This is a genomic window from Sphaerimonospora cavernae (assembly GCF_042435035.1).
Lineage (GTDB): Bacteria > Actinomycetota > Actinomycetes > Streptosporangiales > Streptosporangiaceae > Sphaerimonospora > Sphaerimonospora cavernae.
In genome coordinates, this window is record NZ_JBHMQT010000017.1 from 1 (window position 1) to 23,178 (window position 23,178).

The 23,178-nt window shown below is 69.4% G+C and carries 22 protein-coding genes, 2 tRNA genes and 1 pseudogene; 13 read left to right on the forward strand and 12 right to left on the reverse strand.

Translation table 11 applies throughout. The annotated features are described in order from the left end of the window. Positions 1–596: pseudogene (locus tag ACFHYQ_RS10405) on the forward strand (tyrosine-type recombinase/integrase); the annotation flags it as partial. 140 nt (positions 597–736) lie between these two features. Here the strand turns inward: ACFHYQ_RS10405 and ACFHYQ_RS10410 are convergent. Both ACFHYQ_RS10410 and ACFHYQ_RS10415 read right to left on the reverse strand, forming a co-directional pair. Beyond that, complete coding sequence (locus tag ACFHYQ_RS10410) at positions 737–1,432, reverse strand: hypothetical protein (protein WP_394300907.1); 696 nt, start codon at positions 1,430–1,432, stop codon at positions 737–739. Between the two features lie 604 nt (positions 1,433–2,036). Next, a tRNA-Arg gene (locus ACFHYQ_RS10415) sits at positions 2,037–2,109 on the reverse strand. Positions 2,110–2,267: 158 nt separating this feature from the next. Between ACFHYQ_RS10415 and ACFHYQ_RS10420 the strand changes: the two genes are divergently transcribed. Further along, positions 2,268–3,386: a hypothetical protein gene (locus ACFHYQ_RS10420; protein WP_394300908.1), complete on the forward strand. Its 1,119-nt coding sequence runs from the start codon at positions 2,268–2,270 to the stop codon at positions 3,384–3,386. A gap of 92 nt (positions 3,387–3,478) precedes the next feature. After that, complete coding sequence (locus ACFHYQ_RS10425; RefSeq protein ID WP_394300909.1) at positions 3,479–4,630, forward strand: D-alanyl-D-alanine carboxypeptidase family protein; 1,152 nt, start codon at positions 3,479–3,481, stop codon at positions 4,628–4,630. A 76-nt stretch (positions 4,631–4,706) separates the two neighbouring features. Here the strand turns inward: ACFHYQ_RS10425 and ACFHYQ_RS10430 are convergent, their stop codons facing one another. The 5 genes from ACFHYQ_RS10430 to ACFHYQ_RS10450 form a co-directional block, all read right to left on the reverse strand. Further along, a complete protein-coding gene (locus tag ACFHYQ_RS10430; RefSeq protein WP_394300910.1) occupies positions 4,707–5,405 on the reverse strand; it encodes an SAF domain-containing protein in 699 nt (232 codons plus the stop codon). A gap of 101 nt (positions 5,406–5,506) precedes the next feature. Next, positions 5,507–6,313, reverse strand: a complete 807-nt coding sequence (locus ACFHYQ_RS10435) for an S-methyl-5'-thioadenosine phosphorylase (protein WP_394300911.1) — start codon at positions 6,311–6,313, stop codon at positions 5,507–5,509. A 79-nt stretch (positions 6,314–6,392) separates the two neighbouring features. Continuing rightward, complete coding sequence (locus ACFHYQ_RS10440; protein ID WP_394300912.1) at positions 6,393–6,791, reverse strand: FmdB family zinc ribbon protein; 399 nt, start codon at positions 6,789–6,791, stop codon at positions 6,393–6,395. A gap of 236 nt (positions 6,792–7,027) precedes the next feature. Next, positions 7,028–8,629 carry a potassium/proton antiporter gene (locus ACFHYQ_RS10445; RefSeq protein ID WP_394300913.1) on the reverse strand — a complete coding sequence of 534 codons (1,602 nt, stop codon included), beginning with the start codon at positions 8,627–8,629 and terminating at the stop codon, positions 7,028–7,030. Between the two features lie 39 nt (positions 8,630–8,668). Beyond that, positions 8,669–9,235 (reverse strand): 5-formyltetrahydrofolate cyclo-ligase, encoded by a 567-nt coding sequence (locus ACFHYQ_RS10450; RefSeq protein ID WP_394300933.1) that lies wholly within the window; start codon positions 9,233–9,235, stop codon positions 8,669–8,671. A gap of 33 nt (positions 9,236–9,268) precedes the next feature. Between ACFHYQ_RS10450 and galU the strand changes: the two genes are divergently transcribed. From galU to ACFHYQ_RS10485, 7 genes are all read left to right on the forward strand, one after another. Continuing rightward, the gene (gene galU, locus ACFHYQ_RS10455) at positions 9,269–10,171 is read left to right on the forward strand and encodes a UTP--glucose-1-phosphate uridylyltransferase GalU (RefSeq protein WP_394300914.1); all 903 of its coding nucleotides are present in this window, start codon (positions 9,269–9,271) and stop codon (positions 10,169–10,171) included. A gap of 45 nt (positions 10,172–10,216) precedes the next feature. After that, a complete protein-coding gene (gene glp / locus ACFHYQ_RS10460; RefSeq protein ID WP_394300934.1) occupies positions 10,217–11,401 on the forward strand; it encodes a molybdotransferase-like divisome protein Glp in 1,185 nt (394 codons plus the stop codon). Further along, entirely contained in the window at positions 11,398–11,889 is a 492-nt protein-coding gene (gene moaC / locus ACFHYQ_RS10465) for a cyclic pyranopterin monophosphate synthase MoaC (protein WP_394300915.1), read from the forward strand. Before glp ends, moaC begins: the two co-directional genes overlap by 4 nt. An 85-nt stretch (positions 11,890–11,974) precedes the next feature. After that, positions 11,975–12,469, forward strand: a complete 495-nt coding sequence (locus ACFHYQ_RS10470; RefSeq protein WP_394300916.1) for a MogA/MoaB family molybdenum cofactor biosynthesis protein — start codon at positions 11,975–11,977, stop codon at positions 12,467–12,469. Positions 12,470–12,741: 272 nt separating this feature from the next. Further along, positions 12,742–13,386, forward strand: coding sequence for a GNAT family N-acetyltransferase (locus tag ACFHYQ_RS10475; protein WP_394300917.1), 645 nt, complete (start codon positions 12,742–12,744; stop codon positions 13,384–13,386). 192 nt (positions 13,387–13,578) lie between these two features. Beyond that, a complete protein-coding gene (sepX, locus tag ACFHYQ_RS10480) occupies positions 13,579–14,286 on the forward strand; it encodes a divisome protein SepX/GlpR (RefSeq protein WP_394300918.1) in 708 nt (235 codons plus the stop codon). Between the two features lie 50 nt (positions 14,287–14,336). Then, positions 14,337–14,413, forward strand: a tRNA-Ala gene (locus tag ACFHYQ_RS10485). A 124-nt stretch (positions 14,414–14,537) separates the two neighbouring features. Here the strand turns inward: ACFHYQ_RS10485 and ACFHYQ_RS10490 are convergent. Beyond that, complete coding sequence (locus ACFHYQ_RS10490; protein WP_394300935.1) at positions 14,538–15,089, reverse strand: GNAT family N-acetyltransferase; 552 nt, start codon at positions 15,087–15,089, stop codon at positions 14,538–14,540. A 66-nt stretch (positions 15,090–15,155) separates the two neighbouring features. Further along, complete coding sequence (locus ACFHYQ_RS10495; protein WP_394300919.1) at positions 15,156–15,842, reverse strand: MerR family transcriptional regulator; 687 nt, start codon at positions 15,840–15,842, stop codon at positions 15,156–15,158. A gap of 84 nt (positions 15,843–15,926) precedes the next feature. On the opposite strand from ACFHYQ_RS10495, the gene ACFHYQ_RS10500 reads away from it, so the two are divergent. Further along, a complete protein-coding gene (locus ACFHYQ_RS10500; protein ID WP_394300920.1) occupies positions 15,927–16,382 on the forward strand; it encodes a DUF4188 domain-containing protein in 456 nt (151 codons plus the stop codon). Positions 16,383–16,388: 6 nt separating this feature from the next. Here ACFHYQ_RS10500 and ACFHYQ_RS10505 read toward each other — a convergent pair whose 3' ends face one another. Further along, a complete protein-coding gene (locus ACFHYQ_RS10505; RefSeq protein ID WP_394300921.1) occupies positions 16,389–17,687 on the reverse strand; it encodes a hypothetical protein in 1,299 nt (432 codons plus the stop codon). An 84-nt stretch (positions 17,688–17,771) separates the two neighbouring features. Beyond that, positions 17,772–19,409, reverse strand: a complete 1,638-nt coding sequence (locus ACFHYQ_RS10510; protein WP_394300922.1) for a dolichyl-phosphate-mannose--protein mannosyltransferase — start codon at positions 19,407–19,409, stop codon at positions 17,772–17,774. Between the two features lie 112 nt (positions 19,410–19,521). On the opposite strand from ACFHYQ_RS10510, the gene rsmI reads away from it, so the two are divergent. Beyond that, positions 19,522–20,343 (forward strand): 16S rRNA (cytidine(1402)-2'-O)-methyltransferase, encoded by an 822-nt coding sequence (rsmI, locus tag ACFHYQ_RS10515; RefSeq protein WP_394300923.1) that lies wholly within the window; start codon positions 19,522–19,524, stop codon positions 20,341–20,343. Between the two features lie 7 nt (positions 20,344–20,350). On the opposite strand, the gene ACFHYQ_RS10520 is transcribed toward rsmI, so the two are convergent. Continuing rightward, positions 20,351–21,856, reverse strand: coding sequence for a hypothetical protein (locus tag ACFHYQ_RS10520; protein ID WP_394300924.1), 1,506 nt, complete (start codon positions 21,854–21,856; stop codon positions 20,351–20,353). 95 nt (positions 21,857–21,951) lie between these two features. Here ACFHYQ_RS10520 and ACFHYQ_RS10525 point away from each other — a divergent pair, with 95 nt between their 5' ends. After that, positions 21,952–23,175, forward strand: coding sequence for a glycosyltransferase (locus tag ACFHYQ_RS10525; protein WP_394300925.1), 1,224 nt, complete (start codon positions 21,952–21,954; stop codon positions 23,173–23,175). Positions 23,176–23,178 lie beyond the last annotated feature (3 nt).

Below are 23,178 nucleotides of genomic sequence, written 5' to 3' on the forward strand. Positions count from 1 at the left end.
CTACAAATTCACACAATCACGCTACGCATTTCTGGGCATACCCTCTCGAACCGTCCTCTGAGGAGGCTTCGGGGCTGCGTCGGCAGAACTGCGACCTTCCCGCTGAGGGCTGGGGACTGATCACGCTTGAGAAGGCGCTGCCACAGGCGAACAAGCGATGGACGAACTCGGGGGAGACCCACGACGAACGCGGCCTCAAGCACCGGGCCGTGGACGATACACGGGAGATCCCGATCCCTCCGGTCCTCGTCGCGATCCTCCGCGAGCACATCGCGACGTACGACACGGCGAAGGACGGCAGGCTCTTCCGGACGAGCAAGGGCCGGCCTTTCTCCTCCTCGGCGTACTCCGCGGTCTGGCAGGAAGCCCGGCGCCTGGCCTTCACCGTCGAACAGGTCGCGTCCCCGCTGGCGGCTCGCCCGTACGACCTCCGGCATGCGGCGGTCTCCTTGTGGCTCAACGCGGGCGTCCCGCCGACCGAGGTCGCCCAGCGTGCCGGGCACGGCGTTGACGTGCTCCTACGCGTCTACGCGAAATGCATCGAGGGGCAACGGGCCCGTGCCAACGGTCAGATCACCAAAGCTCTCGAAGACTGACGGACAGCGCTGACGGCAGAGGCCCCGGCAGGTCCGGGCCTTTGGTCTTGGCTGGGGGGAGCCTTGCATCATTGCCGATTAACTCGCGATGCTTCATGTCGAGACGATGTTGGGCTCCGGTGGTCGATGATACGAAATGGCTAGCGCCAGCGCCTGAGATCCGGCACCACCAGGGTCTGACCCGCTGCGATGGCATCGTGCACGCTCCGGGCGAGAGTGCTCTTGACAGAGGCCGCCTGCTGCACGAGGCTCTGCATGCCCATCCTGTCGTCGGTATGCGCGAGCAGGTAGCGGTACTTGTCATTGTTCTGCAGCTGCTCGTGGGCCCGTAGCGCGGCGTCCGCTTCCTGGACTCTGCGTGCGTAAGCTTCCAGCTCTACGATCCGCTGCGTGACCATCGCGACCGAGTGCTGTAGGGCCTGCTGCTGGGGAGCCAGCACGGCCGCCAGCTCAGGGGTGATGACGACGCCGCGAGTGGCAGCGGCCTGCTCGGCGCGCAGGACAGTCTGAAAGCGCAGAAGCCGACTGATTTCCCACAACTGCTGAGGGAATAGCAAATCGTTGGCGACGGAGTCCAAGAACCCCTGTCGGCTGACTTGAGACCAGTTGACCGTCGTGGTGGCGCTGGTGGCCCGCTTGAACAGGGCGTGAGCTTCGTTGTCGAGATCGCTAGGGAGCACGTAGCGGTCGCGGTAGAGACGTGCTAGTCGGCTAGCGGAGTGACGATATAACCAGGCGAAGAATGCTGTTATGGCGATAGAGAGCAGGATGAGGACAAGCATGCCTGCCGATGACCTCTCGACCACCACCGCGCGAACGCCGCCGAGAATCGCCAAGCTGACAACGACTGCAACGACCAACCAGCCACTTGGCCCACCCGAGCCCTGAGGCGTGTTGTATCGCTGCTGCGAGGCTCCTGACATTCCCATGAGCTCCCGGTTGCCTATGATCCGGCGCTTGTCCCGGGGAGGAATGCTGGGATCGACTATCGGCCAGTGATCAGCCCAGGAGTGCACGGTTAAGATCATCCTCCGATCGGCCCTGGCATGGTTTAAAAGCTGGACTCGGCGCCGTGGGGATTCCCAGGTTGCAGATAATCCCAGAGATCGCTTTCCGGTACAACCCGACTCAAGGGGGCCTAATGGAACTGGGCGAGAGTGGGACTCTCCGTGATCGGGGTAGGGGGTACTGCTTGCCCTGCTGGTGATGAGATGTAGGGCCGACTTCTGGGGTGGCGGTATCGCTAACCAATACAGCAGCAGGCCATCTGACCTGGTTCTTCGCGGGACCTTCTACGGTCCAGTGACCCCAAGATCATCCCGTGCATATTCCGTGAACGGTGATTCAGGGCTGCTCTTGGCGGCCTACGGCTGCACACGGGCGGAAGCCGTACCGGGGGAGAACTCCCAGGTCGGGCGGTGAATCACAAGGTCAACTAGGTGCCCCCGGCAGGATTCGAACCTGCGGCACCCGCTTTAGGAGAGCGGTGCTCTATCCCCTGAGCTACGGAGGCGTGTCGTGCTATGTAAGCCTAGCGAAAGGTTGGGCCAGCTCGCGCCTCTCGACGGGAGTGTCGCCCGAGGTATGCCGGTCATCGCTTGGCTGACGTGCGGTAAAGGGCTGGCAAGTGGATGTGTTCCGGCTTGTGTGCGCTGATTACCGTCACTGTTCGTGACCGTAACGCGACTTAGGCATGTCCGCAGGCTTCGCCCGCTGGTGCTCATCACCGCGATGCTCGCGCCCGCGATCCTGGCCGTGGCCATGCTCATGGCGGAGTTCGCAGGCTACCGGGAGGCGGCACGGGGCAGCGTCGCCGGCGAAGGGAAGATGGCCGCGCAGGCGAGCCGGGCATCGGGAGCCGGTACATCAGAGAACGCGTTGCCGCCGGAAACGTCCGGTGTGACGCGCTCCCCGGCCGAGGTCCCGGTCATCGCGTCCCAGACCGATGTCGGCATGCCTGGTTCGGCGGGTGACGTGACCGTCTTCCCGCCCACGATCACCCCGCCGGCCGCGCGGGGACGGGGACGGGGGCGTTCCGGGGCCGCGCCCGGGGCGGAGACGGTAGGAGACGGCGCGGGACGCACGCCCCTCGGCCCCGCCCCGCAGAGCAGCGCTCCCGCCCCCACCCCCTCTGCGAGCTCCGCGCCGTACGGCACGGCTCCCGGGAGCATCGATCACCGGAAGGCGGGTCACCGGAAAACGGATCGCCAGAACGCCGATCCAGGTCAGCCAGGTCGGCCAGGCCCTGACACGGCCGGAAGCGATCCGAACGGGACCGTCGCGAACAGCGTTCCTGCCGATGACGATCAGGCCGGCCAGGCAGTCCAGGCAGTCCAGGTCGGCGAAACCGGCGGTGTGCCGGTGGCGCCGGGCGCCGAGGGGCAGGTGGGCGAGGCGCAGGTGGACGAGGGGCAGCGGACGACGTCCGTACCGGCCGGGCGGGATGCGGTTCTGGAGCCGACCCGGGTTCCCGAGCCTTTCGGGCCGATACGCGTCTATGAAGGGCTGATCCTGATCCCGCGGCCCGAACCCGTCCGTCAGGCTCCTCCCGCCGTCGTCAAGCGACAGCCGAGGACGACCGCGCCGAAGGAGCGGAGCGAGCCGGCGGAGGTCGAGACTCCGCTCACGTGCTCGCTGGAGTGGCGGGACACCTGGCTGTGGGAGTTCTGCCGCGAACACTCGCTGACCTTGGATGCCGCGTCTCTGCCCGGCGACACGGCCCAGTCAGGCCTCCGCCGAGGTACCGAGCGACACGACAAAGCGCCTGAAAGGGATGAGATCGGCGGATAACGCATGTGGTAAGCGTCGCCCGTTCCCTGGTTCCTCTGTAGTAACGTGCGTCCCTGACCCAGGTCACGAGTTCGCAAACGGAGGAGTCGATCGTGCCCACTCCCCGGTCAGTACGCCTGATCGCGGTCGTCACGGCGATGACTTCGCTCTCCGCTGGGGTCCCGTACGGCACCACGGCCGAGGCGGCCGCCGCCACCCGCTCAACCACCCGCTCGACCACCCGCGCTACGGTCGCCAAGGACGCCACCGCGTGGAGCGCCGCCACCGTCGAGGGCCTCAAGGGCAAGGACCCGACCACGTTGACGGAGTTGCGACGCCAGGCGCAGCAGGCCTACAAGGGGATCGAGGACGCCACGAAGGTCCTCAAGTCTCGGCAGAAGCGGTTCGAATCGACGCAGAAGCAACTCGCGGCGAAGCTGACCCAGCTTCAGGCGGCCACGCAGGAGCTCAACAAACTGCGCAGGCCGCTGTCCGATCTCGTCCAGGGCATCTATCAGGATCCCGCCATGACCGGCATCAGCCCGTTCACGGCGAGCGGTGACGACACGGCGGCGCTGCGGGCGATGAGCGACCTGGACTACCTCGCCAACGAGCGCAACACGGTGCTCGGCGACGCGGCGCGGCTGCAACGGCAGCAGGAACGGCTGGCCGCCGAGGCGCAGGAACTGCGGTCGGCGAACCTTCTGCAGGAGGCCCAGCTCGACGCGCAGATCAAGATGCTTCGGCAGCGCTCCTCGGCACTTGTCAAGTCCCTGACCAAGGCGCTGACCAAGCTGGGCGTCAAGATCGGCAAGGCGAACAGAGGCGGGTGCGACCCGACGAGAGTGGGGGTCGCCGAGCAGTACCCGAACGGCCTGCTCCCGCAGAACATCCTGTGCCCCCTGCCACAGCGAGGCGAGGAACTGCGCGCCGACGCCGCCATCGCGTTCGCCGACCTCAACCTGGCCTACCAGAGGCGGTTCGGCACGCCGATCTGCATCTCCGACAGTTACCGGAGCCTGGCCGAGCAGCAGTCCGTCTACTGGCGGCGCCCCGGTCTGGCGGCCACCCCCGGCAAGAGCAATCACGGTCTCGGGCTCGCCGTCGACCTGTGCGGTGGCGTCCAGTCCTTCCGCTCGGTGCAGTTCAACTGGCTGGAGGCGAACGGCAAACGGTTCGGCTGGATCCACCCCGACTGGGCTTATCGCAGCCCGTTCGAGCCCTGGCACTGGGAGTACGACCCGGAGGTCGGCTCCCTCCTCTGAGCGCCCCCTCTGAGTACCCCCTCAGAGCGCGCCCTCTGATGGTCCGCTCTGGGCGCCGCCGATCCGCATCGAGGCGTCAGCGGGGATGGATCGCGACGGAGAGCCGCCCGTGTGCCTGTGCCTGCGCGAGTTGGGCGGCCTGGCCCGGGGTGGTCGCCAGCACGAGGAGGACGCCGTCGTCTCCTTCCCCCGCCGACGGAGGGGTCATCACCCGCACCTCACGCGCGACCGTGACGGCCTGTCGCGCCCTCCCATCAAACGGCGGCCTTCCCTCCGACGACGGCGGCCTCTGGAAGCCCGGGTCGCCCGGTGATGCCGGCGGGGCCGGCGAATCCACGGCCCCGGGAGGATCCTCGAACGAGGCCCCCGCGTAGGGCGCCCCCGCGAAGGGGTCCGTCTCGAACGCGGCCAGGACGTCGACGACGTCACCGGGTGAGAGCAGCCGGCCGGCGTCCGGATCGGCGATCCGGACCGGCGTCGCCACCATCCCGGGTCCCTGCGTCGCGAGCATGCCCCGCCCCAGGACCCGGGCGTCGGTCAACGGTTCGCCCCGGCGCATCGGCCCGGCCACGACCCGTCCCGTCAGGGTGGAGCCCGGACGGAAGGCGCCGTCCGGCACCGCCCGGGGCGGGAGCCGTACGACCATGACGTCGGAGGCGGACAGCCGGCCCCCACCCAGGTCATGGGCGGCGGCGAGGACCTCCACGCCGCCCGGGGGCCCTACGGATGTCAGCGCGCATGCCACCGCCAGTCCCGCGAGGACCGCCGAGATCAAGCGGCGATGAGCGGCCAGGCGACGGGTGATCGGATGGCTGCGCCGAGTAACCGCTTGACGGCGCGTGAAGAGACGGCTCAGGGCACTCATGACGCGGCCGGTTACGGAAGCTCGAAGGGGAGCTCGACGCCGTCGAGCACCGTGCCGCAGGCGCAGTCACGTTCGATCGGGAGGGCCTCGGCGACCGAGCCGACCAGCGCGCGCATCCGCTCGACGTTGGCGGCGAAGAAGGCGAGGACCTCCTCGTGGGTGACTCCCTCGCCGGCCTCGACGCCCGCGTCGTGATCCGTGACAAGCGACATCGAGGTGTAGCAGAGCGCCAGCTCCCGGGCGAGCACCGCTTCGGGATGCCCGGTCATGCCGATGATCGACCAGCCCGCGGCCGAGAACCACCTCGACTCGGCGCGGGTGGAGAAGCGGGGACCCTCGATCACGACCAGAGTGCCGCCGTCGACGGTGTTCCAGCCCGCCTCGCGTGCCGTGGCCACGGCCGTGGCCCGGCCGGCCGGGCAGTAGGGGTCGGCGAACGACACATGTACGGCACAGCCGGTGTCGTAGTAGGTCTGCGGCCTTCCGCTGGTCCGGTCCACGAGCTGGTCGGGGATCACCAGCGCGCCCGGCCCGAGCTCGGGGCGCAGCGACCCCACGGCGTTGGGCGCCAGCACCTGGCGGACGCCGAGGGAGCGCAGTGCCCACAGGTTCGCCCGATAGGGGATGCGGTGCGGCGGATGGACGTGGCCGCGGCCGTGCCGGGGGATGAACGCCATCGACCGATCGCCGATGCGGCCCAACGCGATCTTGTCGCTTGGCGGGCCGTACGGCGTCGCCAGGTCGATCTCCTCGGCGTCGTCCAGGAGGGAGTAAAGCCCCGAGCCGCCGATGATGCCGATCTCTACGCCATTGACCATGTCGCCGACCCTAACGAATCGCCACGCCCGGGCGGCACCCCAACAGCCCCCTGTGGATAACTCTCGGTTTACCCGGGGCTCAGGCCGCGGCGGTCGAACCGGAGGAGCCCGACGAACTCGACGAACTCGACGAGCCCGAAGAACCTGAAGAACCGGAGGACGACGAGGAAGTGGACGCGGTCGCGGTCTCCTTCTTGCCCGAGTCGCCCGACGACTTCGCCGTCTCACTGCCCGACCCGTCGCCACCCGACCCGTTGGAGCCGCCGTTCGACGCGGCCGGCACCGACGACGACGAACCCGAGGAACGGCTGTCGGTGCGGTAGAAACCGGAGCCCTTGAAAACGATGCCCACGGCAGAGAAGACCTTGCGCAGCCGCCCCTGGCAGGACGGGCACTCCGTGAGCGGGTCGTCGGAGAACTTCTGGACGATCTCCAACTGCTCGTCGCAGGCCGTGCAGGCGTACTGGTAGGTGGGCACGCGTTCCTCCCGGAACTAGCACTGGAAACCAAGGTCGTGCTCGGCGAATCCTGTTCTGCCACGCCAGGCGCGGACGCGCCGCGACCTACAGTGTTCACCGAAAACTTCCTAGCACTCGACTAGGACGATTGCTAATGGTAAGCAACCCACGAGGCCAAACGCCACTCCGGGCCGGTTTATTGCCGTTCGAGCAGCATGTCCCCACTCGCCCTGTTCTTGGATCCGCGCCGCACTGCTCAGGTGCCGCGTTCGCCGTACCAGCCGGCCAGCTTGCCGCGCCGGCTCACGGCCCGCAGCCGGCGCTCGACGGTCGTCCGCTGGGCGGCCGTGGTGACGATGAGGAGCTGATCCTCCGCCCTGAGCCGGGTGGACGCCGCCGGCACGAACGACCGGCCGCCCCGGACGACCAGCGTCACCATCGTGTCCGCCGGGAGTCGCAGCTCGAAGATCTCCACGCCGTGCAGCATCGAGCCGGCCGGGATGCGCACCTGGAGAAGATCGGCGTTCAGCTCCTCCAGCGGGGCGGAGTCCACGTCGAGTTCACGCGCCTCGCCGTCCGCCTCCAGACGCAGGAGCCGCGCGAGGTACGGCAGTGTCGGCCCCTGCGCGAGGGTGAACACGACGACGATGATGAAGACGTCGTTGAAGAGGCTCTTGGCCCCCGGCACCCCGGCGTTCCAGGGGATGGTGGCGAGCACGATGGGTACGGCTCCGCGCAGCCCGGCCCACGACAGGAACACCTGCTCCCGCCACGGGATCGCCTCCATCCGGGGAAACCGCACGCCGCCGTCTTTCAGCCACACTCCCTGTGCCGACCGTTCGCCCCGCCCGAGCCGTACCTCCGGGTCGAGCCGAACGCCCCGCATCAGTCGTATGAGCAGGGCCGAGACCATGACCGAGACCGGGCGGGCGAGCAGGACCAGGGCCATCCCGGTGACGAGGGCCGGGACGATCGCCCCGGGCAGCTCCGACGGGCTGGCCAGCATGCCGAGCATGACGAACAGGCCGATCTGGGCGAGCCAGGCCGCGCCCTCGGCGAACCCGCGGGTGTCGGCGACGTGTGGGAGCCGCGCATTGCCCAGCATCAGCGTGGCGACGTAGACGGCGAGGAACCCGCTCCCGTGCAGCAGCGCGGCCCCGCTGTAGGCGATGAAGGCCAGCGCCAGCACCGCGATGGGATAGAGCCCCGACGCGGGAAGCGCGACCCGGCGCAGCGCGTAGATCCCGGCCGGCCCGACCGCGACCCCGACGGCCGTGCCTATCCCCAGCTCGATCGCGGTGTTCAGCACGATGTTCCCCGGCGAGGGCAGCGGCTCGGCGACCACGCTCAGCATCATCACGATGATCACGGCGGGCGCGTCGTTGAATCCGGACTCGGCCTCCAGGATGCCCGCGAGCCGGGGAGGCAGCGGGAGCCGTCGGAGCACGGAGAACACGGCGGCGGCGTCGGTCGAGGCCAGCACCGCGCCGAGCAGCAGGGCACTGCGCCAGTCCATGCCCAGCAGGGCGTGTACGGCCACCGCGAGCACGCCGATGCTGACCGCGATGCCGGCCGTGGCGAGGATCAGGGCGGTGGGTACGGCGTCGCGGACGTTCTTCCAGCTGGTGGTCAGACCGCCTTCGGCGAGGATGACGGCGAGCGCGACGAGGCCGAGTTGCTGAGCGAGCTGGGAGTCCTCGAACTGGATGCCGCCGATCCCGGCCTCACCGATGACCAGACCGAGCCCGAGGTAGATGAGCAGACTGGGCAGCCCGGTGCGGTGCACGATCCGGACGGACGCGATGGCCGCGATGACGACGACGGCGGAGAGGAGAAGCCAGACGTTCAGACGCTCCACCCGCCTCCCGTATCCATCGCCGCGACGCGCCCCGGGGGGTCATCGCGTTGCCGGCTGAGCGATTCCACTGGGCAGAGCCGCGAAACGCACGCGCTGGTCGTGCGGCTCCGCCGGTACGCCGTCGAGGAGTTCGCCCTCGTGCAGCAGCGCCACCGTCGGCACGTTCGGCCCGACACGCGCCAGTGCCCGGTCGTAGCACCCCCGGCCCCGGCCGAGCCGTACGCCTGTCGTGCGGTCCACGGCGAGGGCGGGCACGAGGATCAGGGCCGCGGTACGGATGGCGTCGACCCCGCGCCGCGTGTCCACCGGCTCCATGATCCCAGACGGCCCGGGGGTGAGGGAGTCCGGCCCGTCGTAAACGGCCCAGTCGAGGTCGCCGTCCGGCAGTTGCACCGGAAGGATCACGGTCGCGCCGTGCTTCCACAGGGCGAGGACCAGCCCGTGGGTCGACGGCTCGGTCCCGATCGACCAGTAGCACGCCACCAGCCCGGCCATCCGCACCCACGGCTGATCGAGCAGGATCTCGCGCGTCGCCGCCGACGACTCCCGCAGTGTCGCCGGATCCAGCCGGGCTCTGCCGTCCAGGATCAGCCGACGCAGGTTCATCTTGTCCAAAGCCTGCTCCGTTAGTGTTCAGACATGGCTGACTTCGACCCCGTGACCAAAGCCGTGGTGCCCGCCGCGGGTCTCGGCACCCGCTTCCTGCCCGCGACCAAGGCGACCCCCAAGGAGATGCTGCCAATCGTCGACAAACCGGCCATCCAGTACGTCGTGGAGGAGGCGGTGTCCGCCGGCCTGCTCGACGTCCTGATGGTGACCGGCCGCAACAAGCGGTCGATCGAGGATCATTTCGACGTAGCGTACGAGCTTGAGGACGCGCTTCGCGCCAAGGGCGACGAGGAGCGGCTCTCGCAGGTTCAGGAGACGGTCGACCTCGCCATCATGCACTACGTGAGGCAGGGTGAGCCGAAGGGGCTCGGCCACGCCGTGCTGTGCGCCAAGCAGCATGTCGGCCACGAGCCGTTCGCCTGCCTGCTCGGCGACGACCTCATCGATGCGCGCGACCCGCTGCTCAAGCGCATGATCGAAGTCCGCGCCACATACGGCGGCAGCGTCATCGCGCTGATGGAGGTCCCGCGCGAGCAGATCTCCCAGTACGGCGCGGCCGCGATCGTGCCGACCGACCAGGACGACGTGGTCCGCGTCACGGACCTCGTGGAGAAGCCCCCGGCCGACGAGGCCCCCTCCAACTGGGCGATCATCGGACGGTACGTGATCGACCCCACCGTGTTCGAGGTGCTCGAGAACACCCCGCCGGGACGCGGCGGCGAGATCCAGCTCACCGACGCCCTGCGCACGCTGGCCGCCCGCGGTCCCGACGAGGGCGGCCCGGTGCACGGCGTGCTGTTCCGCGGCCGTCGCTACGACACCGGCAACAAGCTCGACTACCTCCGCACGGTCGTGCAGTTCGCCGCCGACCGCGACGATCTCGCGCCCGAGTTCCTGCCCTGGCTGCGGGAGTTCCTCGACAGCGTGAAGTGATGATGACGGAAAGCGAAGCCCAGTCATAACGAAAGCGGGATCATGATGAAAGCCGTCGACCGGCATCTCGCCGACATCCTCGCGGCCGTCCGGCCCCTGGCCCCGATGGAGGTCGACATCGAGAACGCCCTCGGCACCGTGCTCGCCGAGGACGTGGCCTCGCCCATGCCGCTCCCGCCGTTCGACAACTCGGCGATGGACGGCTATGCCGTACGGGCCGAGGACGTGGCCGCAACTCCGGTCATGCTGCCGGTGATCGAGGACGTGGCGGCCGGCGACGGCGGGGTGCACGCCGTCGGGCCGGGGCTGGCCGCCCGCATCATGACCGGCGCGCCCGTGCCGGCCGGCGCGGACGCCGTCGTACCGGTCGAGTGGACCGACGGTGGCACCGCCCGCGTCACGATCAGCAGGCCGGCGCCGTTCGGCAACGCGATCAGGCGGGCGGGCGAGGACGTGGAGGCCGGCGACCTCGTGCTCCGCGCGGGCACCCGCGTCGGCCCCGCCCAGGTCGGCATCCTCGCCGGGGTCGGCCGCCGCCGGGTCACCGTACGGCCCCGGCCCCGGGTGGTGGTGCTGTCGACCGGCGCGGAGCTGGCCGAGCCCGGCACGCCGCTCGGCGCCGGGCAGATCTGGGAGTCCAACAGCTTCATGCTCGCCGCTGCCGTACGGCAGGCCGGGGGAGAGGGCTTCCGGGCCGGGGCGGTGACCGACGACCCGAGGGAGTTCCTGGAGGCGCTCGACACCCAACTGCTGCGGGCCGACGCCGTGATCACCAGTGGCGGGGTCTCGATGGGGGCCTACGAGCCGGTCAAGGAGGCCCTCGCGCCGCTGGGCAAGGTCGCCTTCGAGAAGGTCGCCATGCAGCCGGGCATGCCGCAGGGCTTCGGGCTGGTCGGCCCGGACGCGGTGCCGATCTTCACGCTGCCCGGCAACCCGGTCTCGTCGTTCGTGTCGTTCGTGCTGTTCGTCAAGCCGGCGCTGCTGGCCATGCAGGGGCTGCCGACAGGTCCGCCGCCGACCGTGCGGGCGGCCACGACCGCGCCGCTGCGGTCACCCGCGGGCAAGAGGTCCTTCCTGCGCGCGGTGCTGTCCGGCGAGGTGGTCGCCCCCGTGCACGGGCAGGGTTCCCACCAGCTCGCCGCGCTGGCGAGCGCCAACGCTCTGATCGTGCTTCCAGAGGACGTGACCGAACTGCCCCAAGGGGCCGAGGTGGAGGTGATCCCGCTATGAGTAGTGACACCGGGAGTCTCACGCACATCGACGAGTCCGGGGCGGCCCGCATGGTCGACGTCTCGGAGAAGGACGTCAGCGCCCGTACGGCGACCGCGACCGGGCGCGTCCTGCTCGCGCCGGAGGCCGTCGCCGTGCTGCGCTCCGGAGACGTCCCGAAGGGGGACGCGCTCGGCGTGGCCAGGATCGCCGGGATCATGGGGGCCAAGCGCACCCCCGACCTGGTGCCGCTCTGCCATCCGATCGCGTTGCACGGCGTGAAGGTGGAGCTCACGATCGTCGATGCCGGGGTGGAAATCAGCGCGAGAGTGAAGACGGCCGACCGGACCGGGGTCGAGATGGAGGCCCTGACGGCCGTCGCGGTCGCCGGGCTCGCCCTGATCGACATGATCAAGGCCGTCGATCCCGGCGCCGTCATCACCGACGTCAAAGTCGAGGAGAAGACCGGCGGCAAAACCGGCCGGTGGAGCCGCCCCGACGCGGGCTGAGCTGAGCTGAGCTGATCTGAGCTGATCTGAGCGGAGCCGGACGAGCCGGGACGGTTCGCGGCAACGGGAAGAGGGGAGCGCGGCGGTGCGTGCTTTGGTGGTCACGGTGTCGAACCGGGCGGCGGCCGGAATTTACGAGGACAAATCGGGCCCGCTGCTGGCGTCGCTGCTGGCCGAGGCGGGCTGTGACGTGGTGGACGGACCGCGAGTGGTGCCCGACGGAGACCCGGTGGAGGCGGCGCTGCGCGGCGGCGTGGCCGAGGGATACGACGTCATCGTGACGACCGGCGGCACCGGGGTCACCCCGCAGGACCTGACCCCCGAGATGACCCGCCGCGTCATCGGACGCGAGATCCCCGGCATAGCGGAAGCCGTACGGCTGGCCAACCGGGATCGGGTGCCGACGTCGATCCTCTCGCGCGGCCTCGCCGGCCAGGCCGGCGGCACGCTGATCGTCAACCTTCCCGGCTCCTCGGGCGGCGTACGCGACGGCATGGCCGTGCTGGGCCCGATCCTCGGACACGTCGTCGACCAGATCCACGGCGGAGACCACCCCCGCCCCCCGCCCCCCCGCCCGTGATCTTGCGAATACTCGCAGGACACCCCTCCGACCTGCCCATACCCCTTTCGTGATCTTGCAGAAACTCGCACGCATATGCGTTGACCAGGGCGAATACCGGTCGTGATCTTGCACTGCGGGATCGTGTACGGCTCGAGGCAAGCCAGGCATGCCGCGGCCGAGGATTCGCTCATCGATCTTGATATCCGCGCTCTGGCTCCGACCCCGATATCCTTCGCGGCACGCCGCCCCCCGCATGGCGCATTGACCGTCCTTCGGTGGATGATTGACTGATGGATCGACTTCGCGGCTGGCCGGCGACCCTGGTGGAGGGGCCCGTGGGGCTCCGCCCGCTGCGCCTTCGTGACGTCCGTGACTGGCGGGACACCCGCCTGCGCAATGCCGAGTGGCTGCGCCCCTGGGAGCCGAGCAACCCCGAGACCCCGCTTTTCCGCACCGGGCTCGGGCCGTACGTCTCGATGGTGGGCGCGCTCCGCCGTGAGGCCAGGCAGGGGCTCGCCATGCCGTGGGTCGTGACGTACGAGGGAAGGTTCGCGGGTCAGCTCACCGTCGGAGCGGTCGCCTGGGGTTCGGCGCGTTCGGCCCAGGTGGGGTACTGGATCGACGGCGCGCTCGCCGGACGGGGCATCATCCCGACGGCGCTGGCCATGGCGGTCGACCACTGCTTCTTCACCACCGGTTTACACCGTCTCGAAGCGAACATCCGGCCGGAGAACCATGCCAGTCGCAGAGTCGTGGAGAAGCTCGGATTCCGGGAGGAGGGCGTCCGCAGGCGTCAGCTCCATATCGACGGCGCGTGGCGTGACCACATCTGCTACGCGCTGACAGTGGAGGACGCGCCGCGCGGGCTGCTCGCCCAGTGGCGCCGGACGATGAACGAGTCGTCCGCCCGGCGGAGCGAGTCCAGCCCCGGCTGACTTACACCGCGGTTGTCCGGCCGGGATGGGGCGGTGCGCGGGATCGAATTACACAAAGGGCTTTGACGATCTCGCGACACACCGGACTGGATGCTCGTCAATCAGTGACAGTCAGCTCTACCGTGCGTGACGTGAACACTGCGCCGCCGACACAGGTCCCCGGCTGTGTTCAGCATGCTCGGAGGTGGTCGCATGGGTAGCGCCCTCCTCTACTTCGCCATCGTCGTGATGTGGTTGAGCGTCCTGCTGCCCATGTGGTTGCGCCGGGACCGGCCCATCGACGAGGACGTCTTCGACGGTCAGCTCATCGACGGCGAGACCGGGGCCGACGGCGAGACCGACGGCGATGGTGAGGCCGACACTGTCGCGGAGCCGCCGGCCGAGCGATCCGGACAAGTCGAGCGATCCGGACAAGAGGCGGAAACATCAGGTGAAGCCGCCGATATCCCTACGTTTGACGAGGCCGCGACACCGGAAGGAGCGGGCGCGACCGCGGGGCGTGGCGATGCCGCGGTTCCCGCTGCCGACTCCGCGACGGTACGGTCGAGCACCGGCAAACGGAGAGCCCGGATCCTCGCCCGCCGCCGCAGGCGGCTGCTGTGGAGCGTTCTGCTCGTCCTGGCCTCCGTGGTCACGGCGGCCGCCCGGGTGATGCCCTGGTGGGGGGTGGCGCCGTCCGGCGTCCTGCTCGTGGGCTACCTCACAATCCTGCGTGTCGCCGTACAGGCCGATCGGGAGCAGCGGGAGCAGGCCGCCGCCGCGCGGGCGGCGCACCTGCGCAGGCAGCGGGAGCGGCGGCGGGCCATGGCCCGGGAGGCGGAGATCATCAAGTTCGAGGCGCGCAAGCAGGTCAAGATCTTCGACCAGTACGCCGAAGGACGCCGCGCGGTCGGAGGGTGATCCGATGGCGCGAGAAGCCCGCAGAGTTTGCTAATCTGGTCGAGGTCGTTGGGGCTATAGCGCAGTCCGGTAGCGCACTTCGTTCGCATCGAAGGGGTCTGGGGTTCAAATCCCCATAGCTCCACCACGACGAAGGCCCGTCAGGTGATCCACCTGGCGGGCCTTTCGGCTGCTCCGGGCGCGAGTGCGGCCGGCGTATGTCGGCATTACGCGGCCGGCCTCACTCGCTGCTCCTCGGATGGCCACTCCGCTCACCGGGGCAGGAGGGCCCGTTCGGGGGCGAGGATGGACATCACGATCGTGTCGTGCCAGGCACCCTCCCAGCGCAGCGCGTCGCGGAGCACGCCATCCTCGGTGAATCCCACCTTGCGGTACACGTGTCGGGCCCGGTCGTTGAAGTCGTGGACCTCCAGGCTGACCCGGTGCAGTCCGACTGCCCCGAACGCGTGGTCCAGGACGAGCCGGATGGCCTCCGTACCGTAGCCGCGGCCGACCGCGCGTGACGCGATCAGCGCGATTCGCAGGCTGCAGGACAGGTTGTCGGTGTCGAGGCAGTTGAGGACGATCTCCCCGCGGTAGCCGCCGTCCTGCGCGTCGCAGATCGCGAGATCGAGCCGGTCGTCGTGCGCTGCCCTGGTGGCGCACCACTGCGCTATCGCCTCGCGCGTGAACTTCGCGTGCGCTCCGGTAAGGCGGGCGGTTTCGGGGTCGTTGACGAGTTCCCACAGGCCGTCGGTGTGCTCGGGGCCCACCGGGCGGAGTACCACGCGCTTACCGATCAGGGTTGGTTTGTCAGCAAACATCACCCGATGGGTGATATCAGCCTTCCAGATCTCCCGGCAACCAGGTTTTCCCGGAACTGTCCGGCTTCATGCTTCCGATCCTTTTCCAGAAGTGGTGCCGGCACAGTCATCTGAGGGACGGAAGCCGAAGTGCCGGGCCGACTCGGACTCCTGGGCGAGGCGGCGCATCGCGTCGAACGCCTTGCCGTAGAGCACCTGGCAGATCACCAGGGCCTCGACGGCCGTGTCCCGTGGCCCGTCCAGGGGGATCTTCCTGATGTCGTGCTCCCTCACCAGGGTGTCGGCGGCTTTCGCGTAGGGGAGCAGGTCGTCGCGGGTCACCGGCATGCCGAGGTGCTTCAGCGTGACCAGGGTCTGTGCCAGCTCGTCGCGCGTCGGGGCGTCCGGCTGTACGCGGTCCCAGTCGAGGTCGGCGATCAGGTGGTCGACCATCTCCCGGGCATCGCGCCAGTCCGCGTCATCGGGGGCGGGCTCGGGCGCCGGGCTGAGCGCGTAATGGGCGGTGCCCAGCATGTCATGGATGTCGGTCTCCTCGTCCTGGACGGCCTCGATGATCTTGCGGATCGTCGCCACCGGCAGCCGCCCGACCTCCAGGAGTGCCCGGATGAGCCGCAGCCTGCGCAGGTGTGACTGGTCGTACTCCGCTCGGGTGGCCGACGTCTGCTCGCCCTGGGGCAGCAGCCCCTCGCGCAGGTAGAACTTGATCGTCGGGATGGGCACCCCGGATTCGGCGCTGAGCTGGGATATCCGCATATCTGGATAGTACTACTTGCCAATCTCGATCGATAGCGATACTATCCAATTATTGAGTAGCGACACTATCCAAAGGGGATGGCCATGCGCCAGAGCGCGCGGATCGACGGCGACTTCGTCGTCTTCCTGATCGGAATGCGGATCAATCGGTTCAGAGCACTGCGCAAGTGGCTTCCGGTGGCCCGCGCGATGGTCCCGATGATCAAGGAGTTGCGGGCCGACCCCGCTCACGGGCTGCTGGGCTTCGAGAGCTTCTTCAACGGCAGGACCACGCTGATGGTGCAGTACTGGCGGAGCACGGACCATCTGCTCGCCTATGCCAAGAACCGCGACGCGACCCACTGGCCCGCCTGGAAGCGCTTCTTCCGCGAGGCGTACCGGAGCGAGGCCGTGGGGGTCTGGCATGAGACCTACACGGTCAGCGGATATGAGACCGTCTACGTCAACATGCCGCCGTTCGGCCTCGGCCGGGCCGGCGAGCTCGTGCCCACCACGAAGCTGGGCGACAGGTCCGCCGAGCGCTTCGCCGTACGGAACTGACAGCCGCTAGCCCAGGCCGGCGTACTGGCGCGGGCGCAGGGCCTGGGCGCGCAGCGCGGCCAGCGCGGCGGACCGTCCGGCGGCGGTGAGCAGCCAGGGGGCGTCCCACTTGCAGTCGACCCGCAGCCCCAGGGCGTCGAGGCGGCGCTCCAGCTCGCCGAGCGGAGCGGCCAGATCCAGGGGGGAGACCCGGTCGCCCCGTGCCGTACGCCAGCCCTCGCCGTTCACCACCTCGGCCACCCGGTCGCGCAGCTCGTCGGGGTCCAGCGACGCGCCGTCGGCCAGGAGCATCAGCGCCGACTCTCGGGCCGAGATCTCGAACTCGTGCTCGCCGGCCGCCGGGGTGAGCAGCGTGGTCGTGGCCGCGCTCCACAGCGCGTCGCGGTCGTCCAGCAGTTCCCGGCCCGCGGGGGTGAGGATGAGCTTGCGGCCGGTACGGCGCAGCACCCGAAGTTCCCGGACGGCGATCCCCTTGAGCGTGGTCAGCGCGAACACCTCGGCCTCGCTCCGGACCGATCCCGTTGTGTTGACCTCCCAGTCGAACCTTTCCACGGCCTCCACGGCGACGGCCCGGGCCAGGTTCAGCCGCTCGGTGAGGCGGATGCCGTGCCGGGCCAGCCCGAGCAGCCACCGCAGCGGCTCCAGATGCGGACCCTCCGGCCTTGTGACGGGGGCGTGCAGCCGTACCTCGAAGGGCTGGGCGAGTTCACGGCGGGCTGGGCCGCGACCGAGCACCCACCGGTTGAGCCGCTCCCCGTGTACGCGGTGCAGCCAGCAGTCGCCGCCCAGCTCGATGCGGGGAACGGTGAGCCAGCGCCGGGTCAGCTCCACCCGGTCCACCGGCTCGCCCGCCACGATCGCGAGCTCGAGGGCGGCGGCGCAGGCGACGTGCGCGCCCATCTCCTCCGGCCCCATGATGGAGCTCCAGGACAGCTCGGCGATGTCCGGGGGCACCACGCCGGTCGCCTCCAGCGCCTGATGGTAGGCGGCGATCCCGGCCTCCTCGCCCTCCCGGGCGTACGTCCGCAGGATCCGCGTCGTGACCGTGGAGTCGCAGAGGGCGGCGTACCGTTCCAGGCCGCCGAGCCGCAGCAACTCGCCGAGCGCCCGCGCGATGGTCCGGCGGTCGCCGGCCACCTTGACGGGCAGGGTGTACCAGAGGAACTCGCACACGTCGAGTTGGCTGATGGTCTCCAGCGCTTCGCCGCCGGCGAGCCATTCGACGGCCACACGGGCCGACTCGGCGATGTGCGGCTCCGAGCGCTCCAGCCGTGCGAGAAGCGCGGCCACATCAGGTGCGGGCATGACCCGCAGTCTGCCGTATGGACCCCATCGTTGACGACGACCCGGCATCATGGCGACCACCCCCGCGACCAACGATACGGGGGATCAAACCCACGATCTGAAAAGCATCCGGGCATACCAGTCGTCGTACGGCACGATCTTCGCGGCGATCACCGGGTAGAGCCACCAGAAGTTGGCCAGCGCGAGCAGGGCGAACACCCCGGCCCCCACGATTCCGGCGAGGCGGCGCTCCTGCGGAACGCCGGCGCGTCCGATGAGAAGCCCGAGGCCCAGCACGATCGCCAGGATCATGAACGGGACCATCGGCATCATGTAGAACAGGAACATCGTCCGGTTGTCGGCGATGGCGAAGTAGAACCAGGGCAGCCATCCGGCGCCGTAACCGACGAGCACCGCGGCCGCACGCCAGTCGCGCGCCGCCACGTACCACGTGATCATGCCGATCAGGGCGATCAGCCCGCCGTACCAGATCACCGGGGTCCCGGTGCCGAGCACCGCCCAGGAGCACGACGGAGCCCCGCAGTTGGCGGGCTGCTCGTAGAAGAACGCGACGGGCTTGAGTAGCAGCGGCCACGACCATGGTTGGGACTGGTACGGATGGGTCGTCTGCAGGCCCTCGTGGAAGGTCAGGATCTGGTACTGGTACCGGACCAACGACCCCAGAGAACTGAACACGAACTTGAACGGGCCGCCCGAGGTCGCCTCGGCCCAGTCCCGGCCGTAACCGTTGCCGCTGACGAACCAGCCGGCGAACGACACGACGTAGGCCACCACGGGGACCACGCCCGACCAGAGAGCGGTCAGCGGCAGGTCCCGCTGGAACATCCCGGCGTACGGCCTGCGCACACCGGCCGCCCGCCGCGCACCCGCGTCCCAGAGCAGCGACATGATCCCGAAGGCGGCGATGTAGAACACGCCGGTCCACTTGGTGGCCAGCGCGGCGCCCAGGCACAGGCCGGCCGCGAGCCGCCACGGTCGCAGGCCGAGTGACGGGCCGAGACCCCGGGAGTCGTCGGCGGAGCCGGACTCGTGCCAGTCGGCCAGCCGCGCCCGCACCCGGTCACGGTCGACGACCAGGCAGGCGAAGCCGGCGAGGATCCAGAACATCAGGAAGATGTCCAGCAGCGCCGAACGGGACAGCACGAAGTGCAGGGCGTCGAGGGAGAGCAGGAACCCGGCCAGGCAGCCCAGCAGCGTGGACCTGGTCATCCTGCGGGCCACCCTGGCGAGGATCAGGATGGAGATCGATCCCACCAGCGCGGCGGCGAACCGCCACCCGAACGGGTTCATCCCGAAGATCATCTCGCCGAAGCCGATGAACCATTTGCCGAGCGGCGGGTGCACCACATAGTTGGCGCACTGCTCCACCTGCTCGCAGTGCTTGAAGATATCCAGGTTGCCCGCGTTGACAAGGTCGTCGGCCCCGTCCACGAACTGCCGCTCGACGCCGAACTTGATCAGCGAGTAGGCGTCCTTCGCGTAGTAGGTCTCGTCGAAGACGATGACCTTCGGCGTGCCGAGGTGCATGAATCGCAGAATCGCCCCGAAGACGGCGACCGCGATCGGACCGAGCCAGCCCCACAGGACGTCACCGGTCAGGGGCGGCACCAGCCGGTCACGCAGCGAAAGGGTGGAAGAACCGGGCGAATCGGGGGCGTCACCCGGCGAGGTCTGGGACCCCTGCTCGGGCTGTTCGAACGCCTGGTAAGGGGAATCGGTCACGGCCACTCCGTCAGGGTACTGGCGAGGGCAAGGCCGGAACATGGCCTACGCGAGGATTGGGAATATCTAGCCTTTCACGGATGAACGTTTCAGGGCGTCATACGCTGGAGTGGTGCTGATTCTCGCAGGAGCCCCGATAGGCCGTACGGGAGACGCGACACCGCGGCTCCGCGAGGCACTCGGAACCGCCGACGTGATCGCCGCCGAGGACACCCGGCGGCTGAAGAGGCTGGCGGCCGATCTCGGCGTCACCGTGACCGGGCGAATCGTTTCCTATTACGACGCGAACGAGAGCCGGCGGGCCGGCGAGTTGCTGGAGGCGCTGGTCCAGGGCAACACGGTCGTGGTGATCACGGACGCGGGGATGCCGGGGGTGTCCGATCCCGGCTATCGCCTCACCCGGCTGGCCGTGGAGGCGGGCGTGCCGGTCACCGCCCTGCCGGGGCCCTCGGCCGTCACCACGGCGCTCGCCGTCTCCGGCCTGGCGAGCGACCGGTTCTGCTTCGAGGGGTTCCCGCCGCGCAAGCCGGGAGAGCGGGCCAGGCGGCTCGCGGCCCTGGCCGCCGAGGAGCGCACGATGGTGTTCTTCGAGGCGCCGCACCGCCTGCACGCGTGCCTGGAGGCGATGGTCGAGGCGTTCGGCCCCGACCGCGAGGCCGCCGTCTGCCGTGAGCTCACCAAGACCTACGAGGAGGTACGGCGCGGCGCCCTCGCCGAGCTGGCCGAATGGGCCGAGGGCGACGTCAGGGGGGAGATCACACTCGTCGTCGCGGGACGGGCGCCCGACGTCGCGCCGCCCGACATGGCCGAGCTGGTCGACGAGGTGGCCCGGCGGGAGGCCTCGGGCGTGTCGCGCAAGCACGCGATCGTCGACGTGGCGAAGTCCGCGGGCATCCCCAAACGCGACCTGTACGACGCCGTACACGGCATCTGACGGGCGCCTACCGGAGGCTGCGGCGGCGCCGGGCGGGCCATCCGGGGACGGTGAGGCCGTCCACGGTCCGCGAGCGCCGGTCGGCGAGCGCGATCGCGGCCGCGAGACAGGCGAGCGGGACGGCGGGAAGCAGGTAGCGGTAGTCGAACTCGGCGGTCGCCGCCGGCGCGAGGATCAGCCCGGCGCCGCCGAGGAACGGCAGCAGGACCGGCCCGCCGAGCTCCCGCCACCGTACGGCCACGCCGTACAGGCCGACCAGCAGCAGCAGGCCCAGCCCGAGGCCGGGGAACCGCACCACCTTCTGGTAACCGATCATGAAGTCGGACCACGGCGCCACCGCGCGCGTCGCGGCCTTGCCGTTCTCGTAGGCCTCGACGTCCCGGTCCGTCGTGCTGCGGTAGGAGCTCCACTTCGGGATGGCGCGCGTGTACTCGTTGCTGAACTCGTACAGCTTGAAGGTCTTGGCGTCCGGGAACTGCGGCCGGTCCCACCGGAAGGCCCGGAAGAAGTCCTTGGCCACGGCCGCGAGATAGTCGCCCGGCTGCGCGAAGATCGCCTTCTTGGCGAACGCGCTGGCGTTGGCGTTGATCTCCGGGGTGAACTTCATGCCCGAGCCGAAGACGTGCAGCTGGTTCTGGTCGTCCCACCACAGGTAGGCCTGGGCGGAGGGCACACGCTGGTCGGGCGGGGTGTTGATGCACAGCAGCGCCAGCTCCAGCTCCTCGCGCTTGTCCAGGTTCATCTTGTGGCAGTCGGCGAACAGCGACGTGCGCATGTACAGGATGACGCCGTCGCTGTTGGTCATCGCGAACTGCCCGTTGACTGCCTTGAACCAGCTCATGTACGCGATGACGGGGACGGCGCACGCGACGACCATGGCGAGGATCGGCCGCCACCCGGTGCGCTTGATGAGCAGGTAACCGACGACCAGGGCCAGGATCGGCAGGCCGATGCTGCGGGTCAGCGCCGTCACCGCGAGCAGCAGCCCGACGGCGGCCCCGGCCCGCCACGACATCGTGCGATGCCACAGCACCAGCGTGACGACGCCCACCACGAGCAGGATGAACATCGCGTCCGACATGATGAGCTGCTCGAGCTGGATCTGGTACGCGTCGAACAGCACGGGGGCGGCGGCGAGCGTCGCCCCCCAGCGTGGGACGCCGAATTTCTTGGTCAGCAGCACATAGATCAGTACGGCTGTCGCGAGGCCCATGAGGTGCTGGGTGAAGACGACGACGGAGAAACTGTGCAGCGGCTTGAGGATGAGCAGCCAGAAACCGTAACCGTCCGGGCGTATGGGATGCGGCCGGGGCCGCAGCGCCACCGACACGTAGTCGTACGAGTCGTTGAACCACATGGCGGGGCCGAAGCCGAGCATGGTGACGACCCGCAGCACGGCTCCCGCCACGAGCGCGGCCGTGAAGAGCCGGTGGCAGCGCGGCAGGGCGGCCAGCCGCCGCCACCCCCGGTCAGGGGATGGGCCGACTGTCGGAGCATCAGCGACCGCGACCATGGTTACAGAATGCCAGCCGTTTCGGGGACTTGACCCAGGCCCTACGGGGAAGCGGGCATCATTGGTGTCTGCCGTCATATGCAAGGAGTTGCGACGTGGAACTCACCGTTGTCATGCCATGCCTCAACGAGGCCGAAACCGTGGAGACCTGCGTACGCAAGGCCCTGGCCTGCATGCGTGAGCACGGGATCGACGGCGAGGTGGTGATCGCCGACAACGGCAGCACCGACGGATCCCAGCAGCTCGCCAGGGACGCCGGGGCGCGCGTGGTCCACATCGACCAGAAGGGGTACGGCAACGCCCTGATCGGCGGCATCCGGGCCGCCCGCGGCAAGTTCGTCATCATGGGCGACGCGGACGACTCCTACGACTTCACCGATCTGTTGCCGTTCGTGGAGCAGCTCCGCGACGGCGCCGACCTGGTGATGGGCAACCGCTTCAGGGGCGGGATCGCGCCGGGCGCCATGCCGGCGCTGCACCGCTACCTGGGCAACCCGGTCCTGTCGTTCATCGGGCGGCTGTTCTTCCCGAGCGAGATCGGCGACTTCCACTGCGGCCTGCGCGGTTTCCGCCGCGACTCGATCCTTCGGCTGGGCCTGCAGACGGGAGGCATGGAGTTCGCCTCCGAGATGGTCGTCAAGTCCACGCTGCAGGGGCTCGACGTCCGGGAGGTCCCCACGACGCTCTCGCCCGACGGCCGCTCGCGCCCGCCGCACCTGCGCTCCTGGCGGGACGGCTGGCGCCACCTGCGCTTCCTCATGCTGTACAGCCCCCGCTGGCTGTTCTTCATCCCCGGCCTCGTGCTGATGACCCTCGGCCTGGTCGCGGGCGCCGCGCTGACCTTCGGCCCGGTCTACATCGGCAAGCTCGCCTTCGACGTCGACACCCTGGTCGGTGCGTCGGCGATGGTGGTGATCGGCTTCCAGGCCGTGCTGTTCGCGCTGTTCACGAAGGTGTACGCCGCGGAGGAGGGCTTCCTCCCCGAGGACCGGCGGGTCAGGCGGCTCGTGGACATCGTCACGCTGGAGAAGGGCCTGATCGCCGGTGGTCTGCTCGCGGTGGCCGGTCTCGGCGGCCTGGTCGCCTCGCTGGCCCACTGGGGCGGACGCGGGTTCGGTGAGCTGATCCCGGCGGAGTCGCTGCGCCTGGTGGTGCCGTCGGCGACCGCGTTCGTCATGAGCTTCCAGACGATCTTCGCGGCGCTGTTCATCAGCATCCTCGGCATCCGCCGCTCGAAGGAGACCCCGGTCGACATCGCGGCGTCCGCCGCCGAGGAGGCCGCCGAGGCCGTCAGCCACGAGCCCGCCGTCGGCGCGTAACCG

Excerpts from the sequence above, each read along its gene's own strand:
- ACFHYQ_RS10435 (WP_394300911.1), bottom strand. The coding sequence starts at position 6,313 with ATGGTCAATGGCGTAGAGATCGGCATCATCGGCGGCTCGGGGCTTTAC.
- ACFHYQ_RS10450 (WP_394300933.1), bottom strand. The coding sequence starts at position 9,235 with ATGAACCTGCGTCGGCTGATCCTGGACGGCAGAGCCCGGCTGGATCCG.
- galU (WP_394300914.1), top strand. The coding sequence starts at position 9,269 with ATGGCTGACTTCGACCCCGTGACCAAAGCCGTGGTGCCCGCCGCGGGT.
- glp (WP_394300934.1), top strand. The coding sequence starts at position 10,217 with ATGAAAGCCGTCGACCGGCATCTCGCCGACATCCTCGCGGCCGTCCGG.
- moaC (WP_394300915.1), top strand. The coding sequence starts at position 11,398 with ATGAGTAGTGACACCGGGAGTCTCACGCACATCGACGAGTCCGGGGCG.
- ACFHYQ_RS10475 (WP_394300917.1), top strand. The coding sequence starts at position 12,742 with ATGGATCGACTTCGCGGCTGGCCGGCGACCCTGGTGGAGGGGCCCGTG.
- sepX (WP_394300918.1), top strand. The coding sequence starts at position 13,579 with ATGGGTAGCGCCCTCCTCTACTTCGCCATCGTCGTGATGTGGTTGAGC.
- ACFHYQ_RS10490 (WP_394300935.1), bottom strand. The coding sequence starts at position 15,089 with ATGTTTGCTGACAAACCAACCCTGATCGGTAAGCGCGTGGTACTCCGC.
- ACFHYQ_RS10495 (WP_394300919.1), bottom strand. The coding sequence starts at position 15,842 with ATGCGGATATCCCAGCTCAGCGCCGAATCCGGGGTGCCCATCCCGACG.
- ACFHYQ_RS10500 (WP_394300920.1), top strand. The coding sequence starts at position 15,927 with ATGCGCCAGAGCGCGCGGATCGACGGCGACTTCGTCGTCTTCCTGATC.
- ACFHYQ_RS10505 (WP_394300921.1), bottom strand. The coding sequence starts at position 17,687 with ATGCCCGCACCTGATGTGGCCGCGCTTCTCGCACGGCTGGAGCGCTCG.
- ACFHYQ_RS10520 (WP_394300924.1), bottom strand. The coding sequence starts at position 21,856 with ATGGTCGCGGTCGCTGATGCTCCGACAGTCGGCCCATCCCCTGACCGG.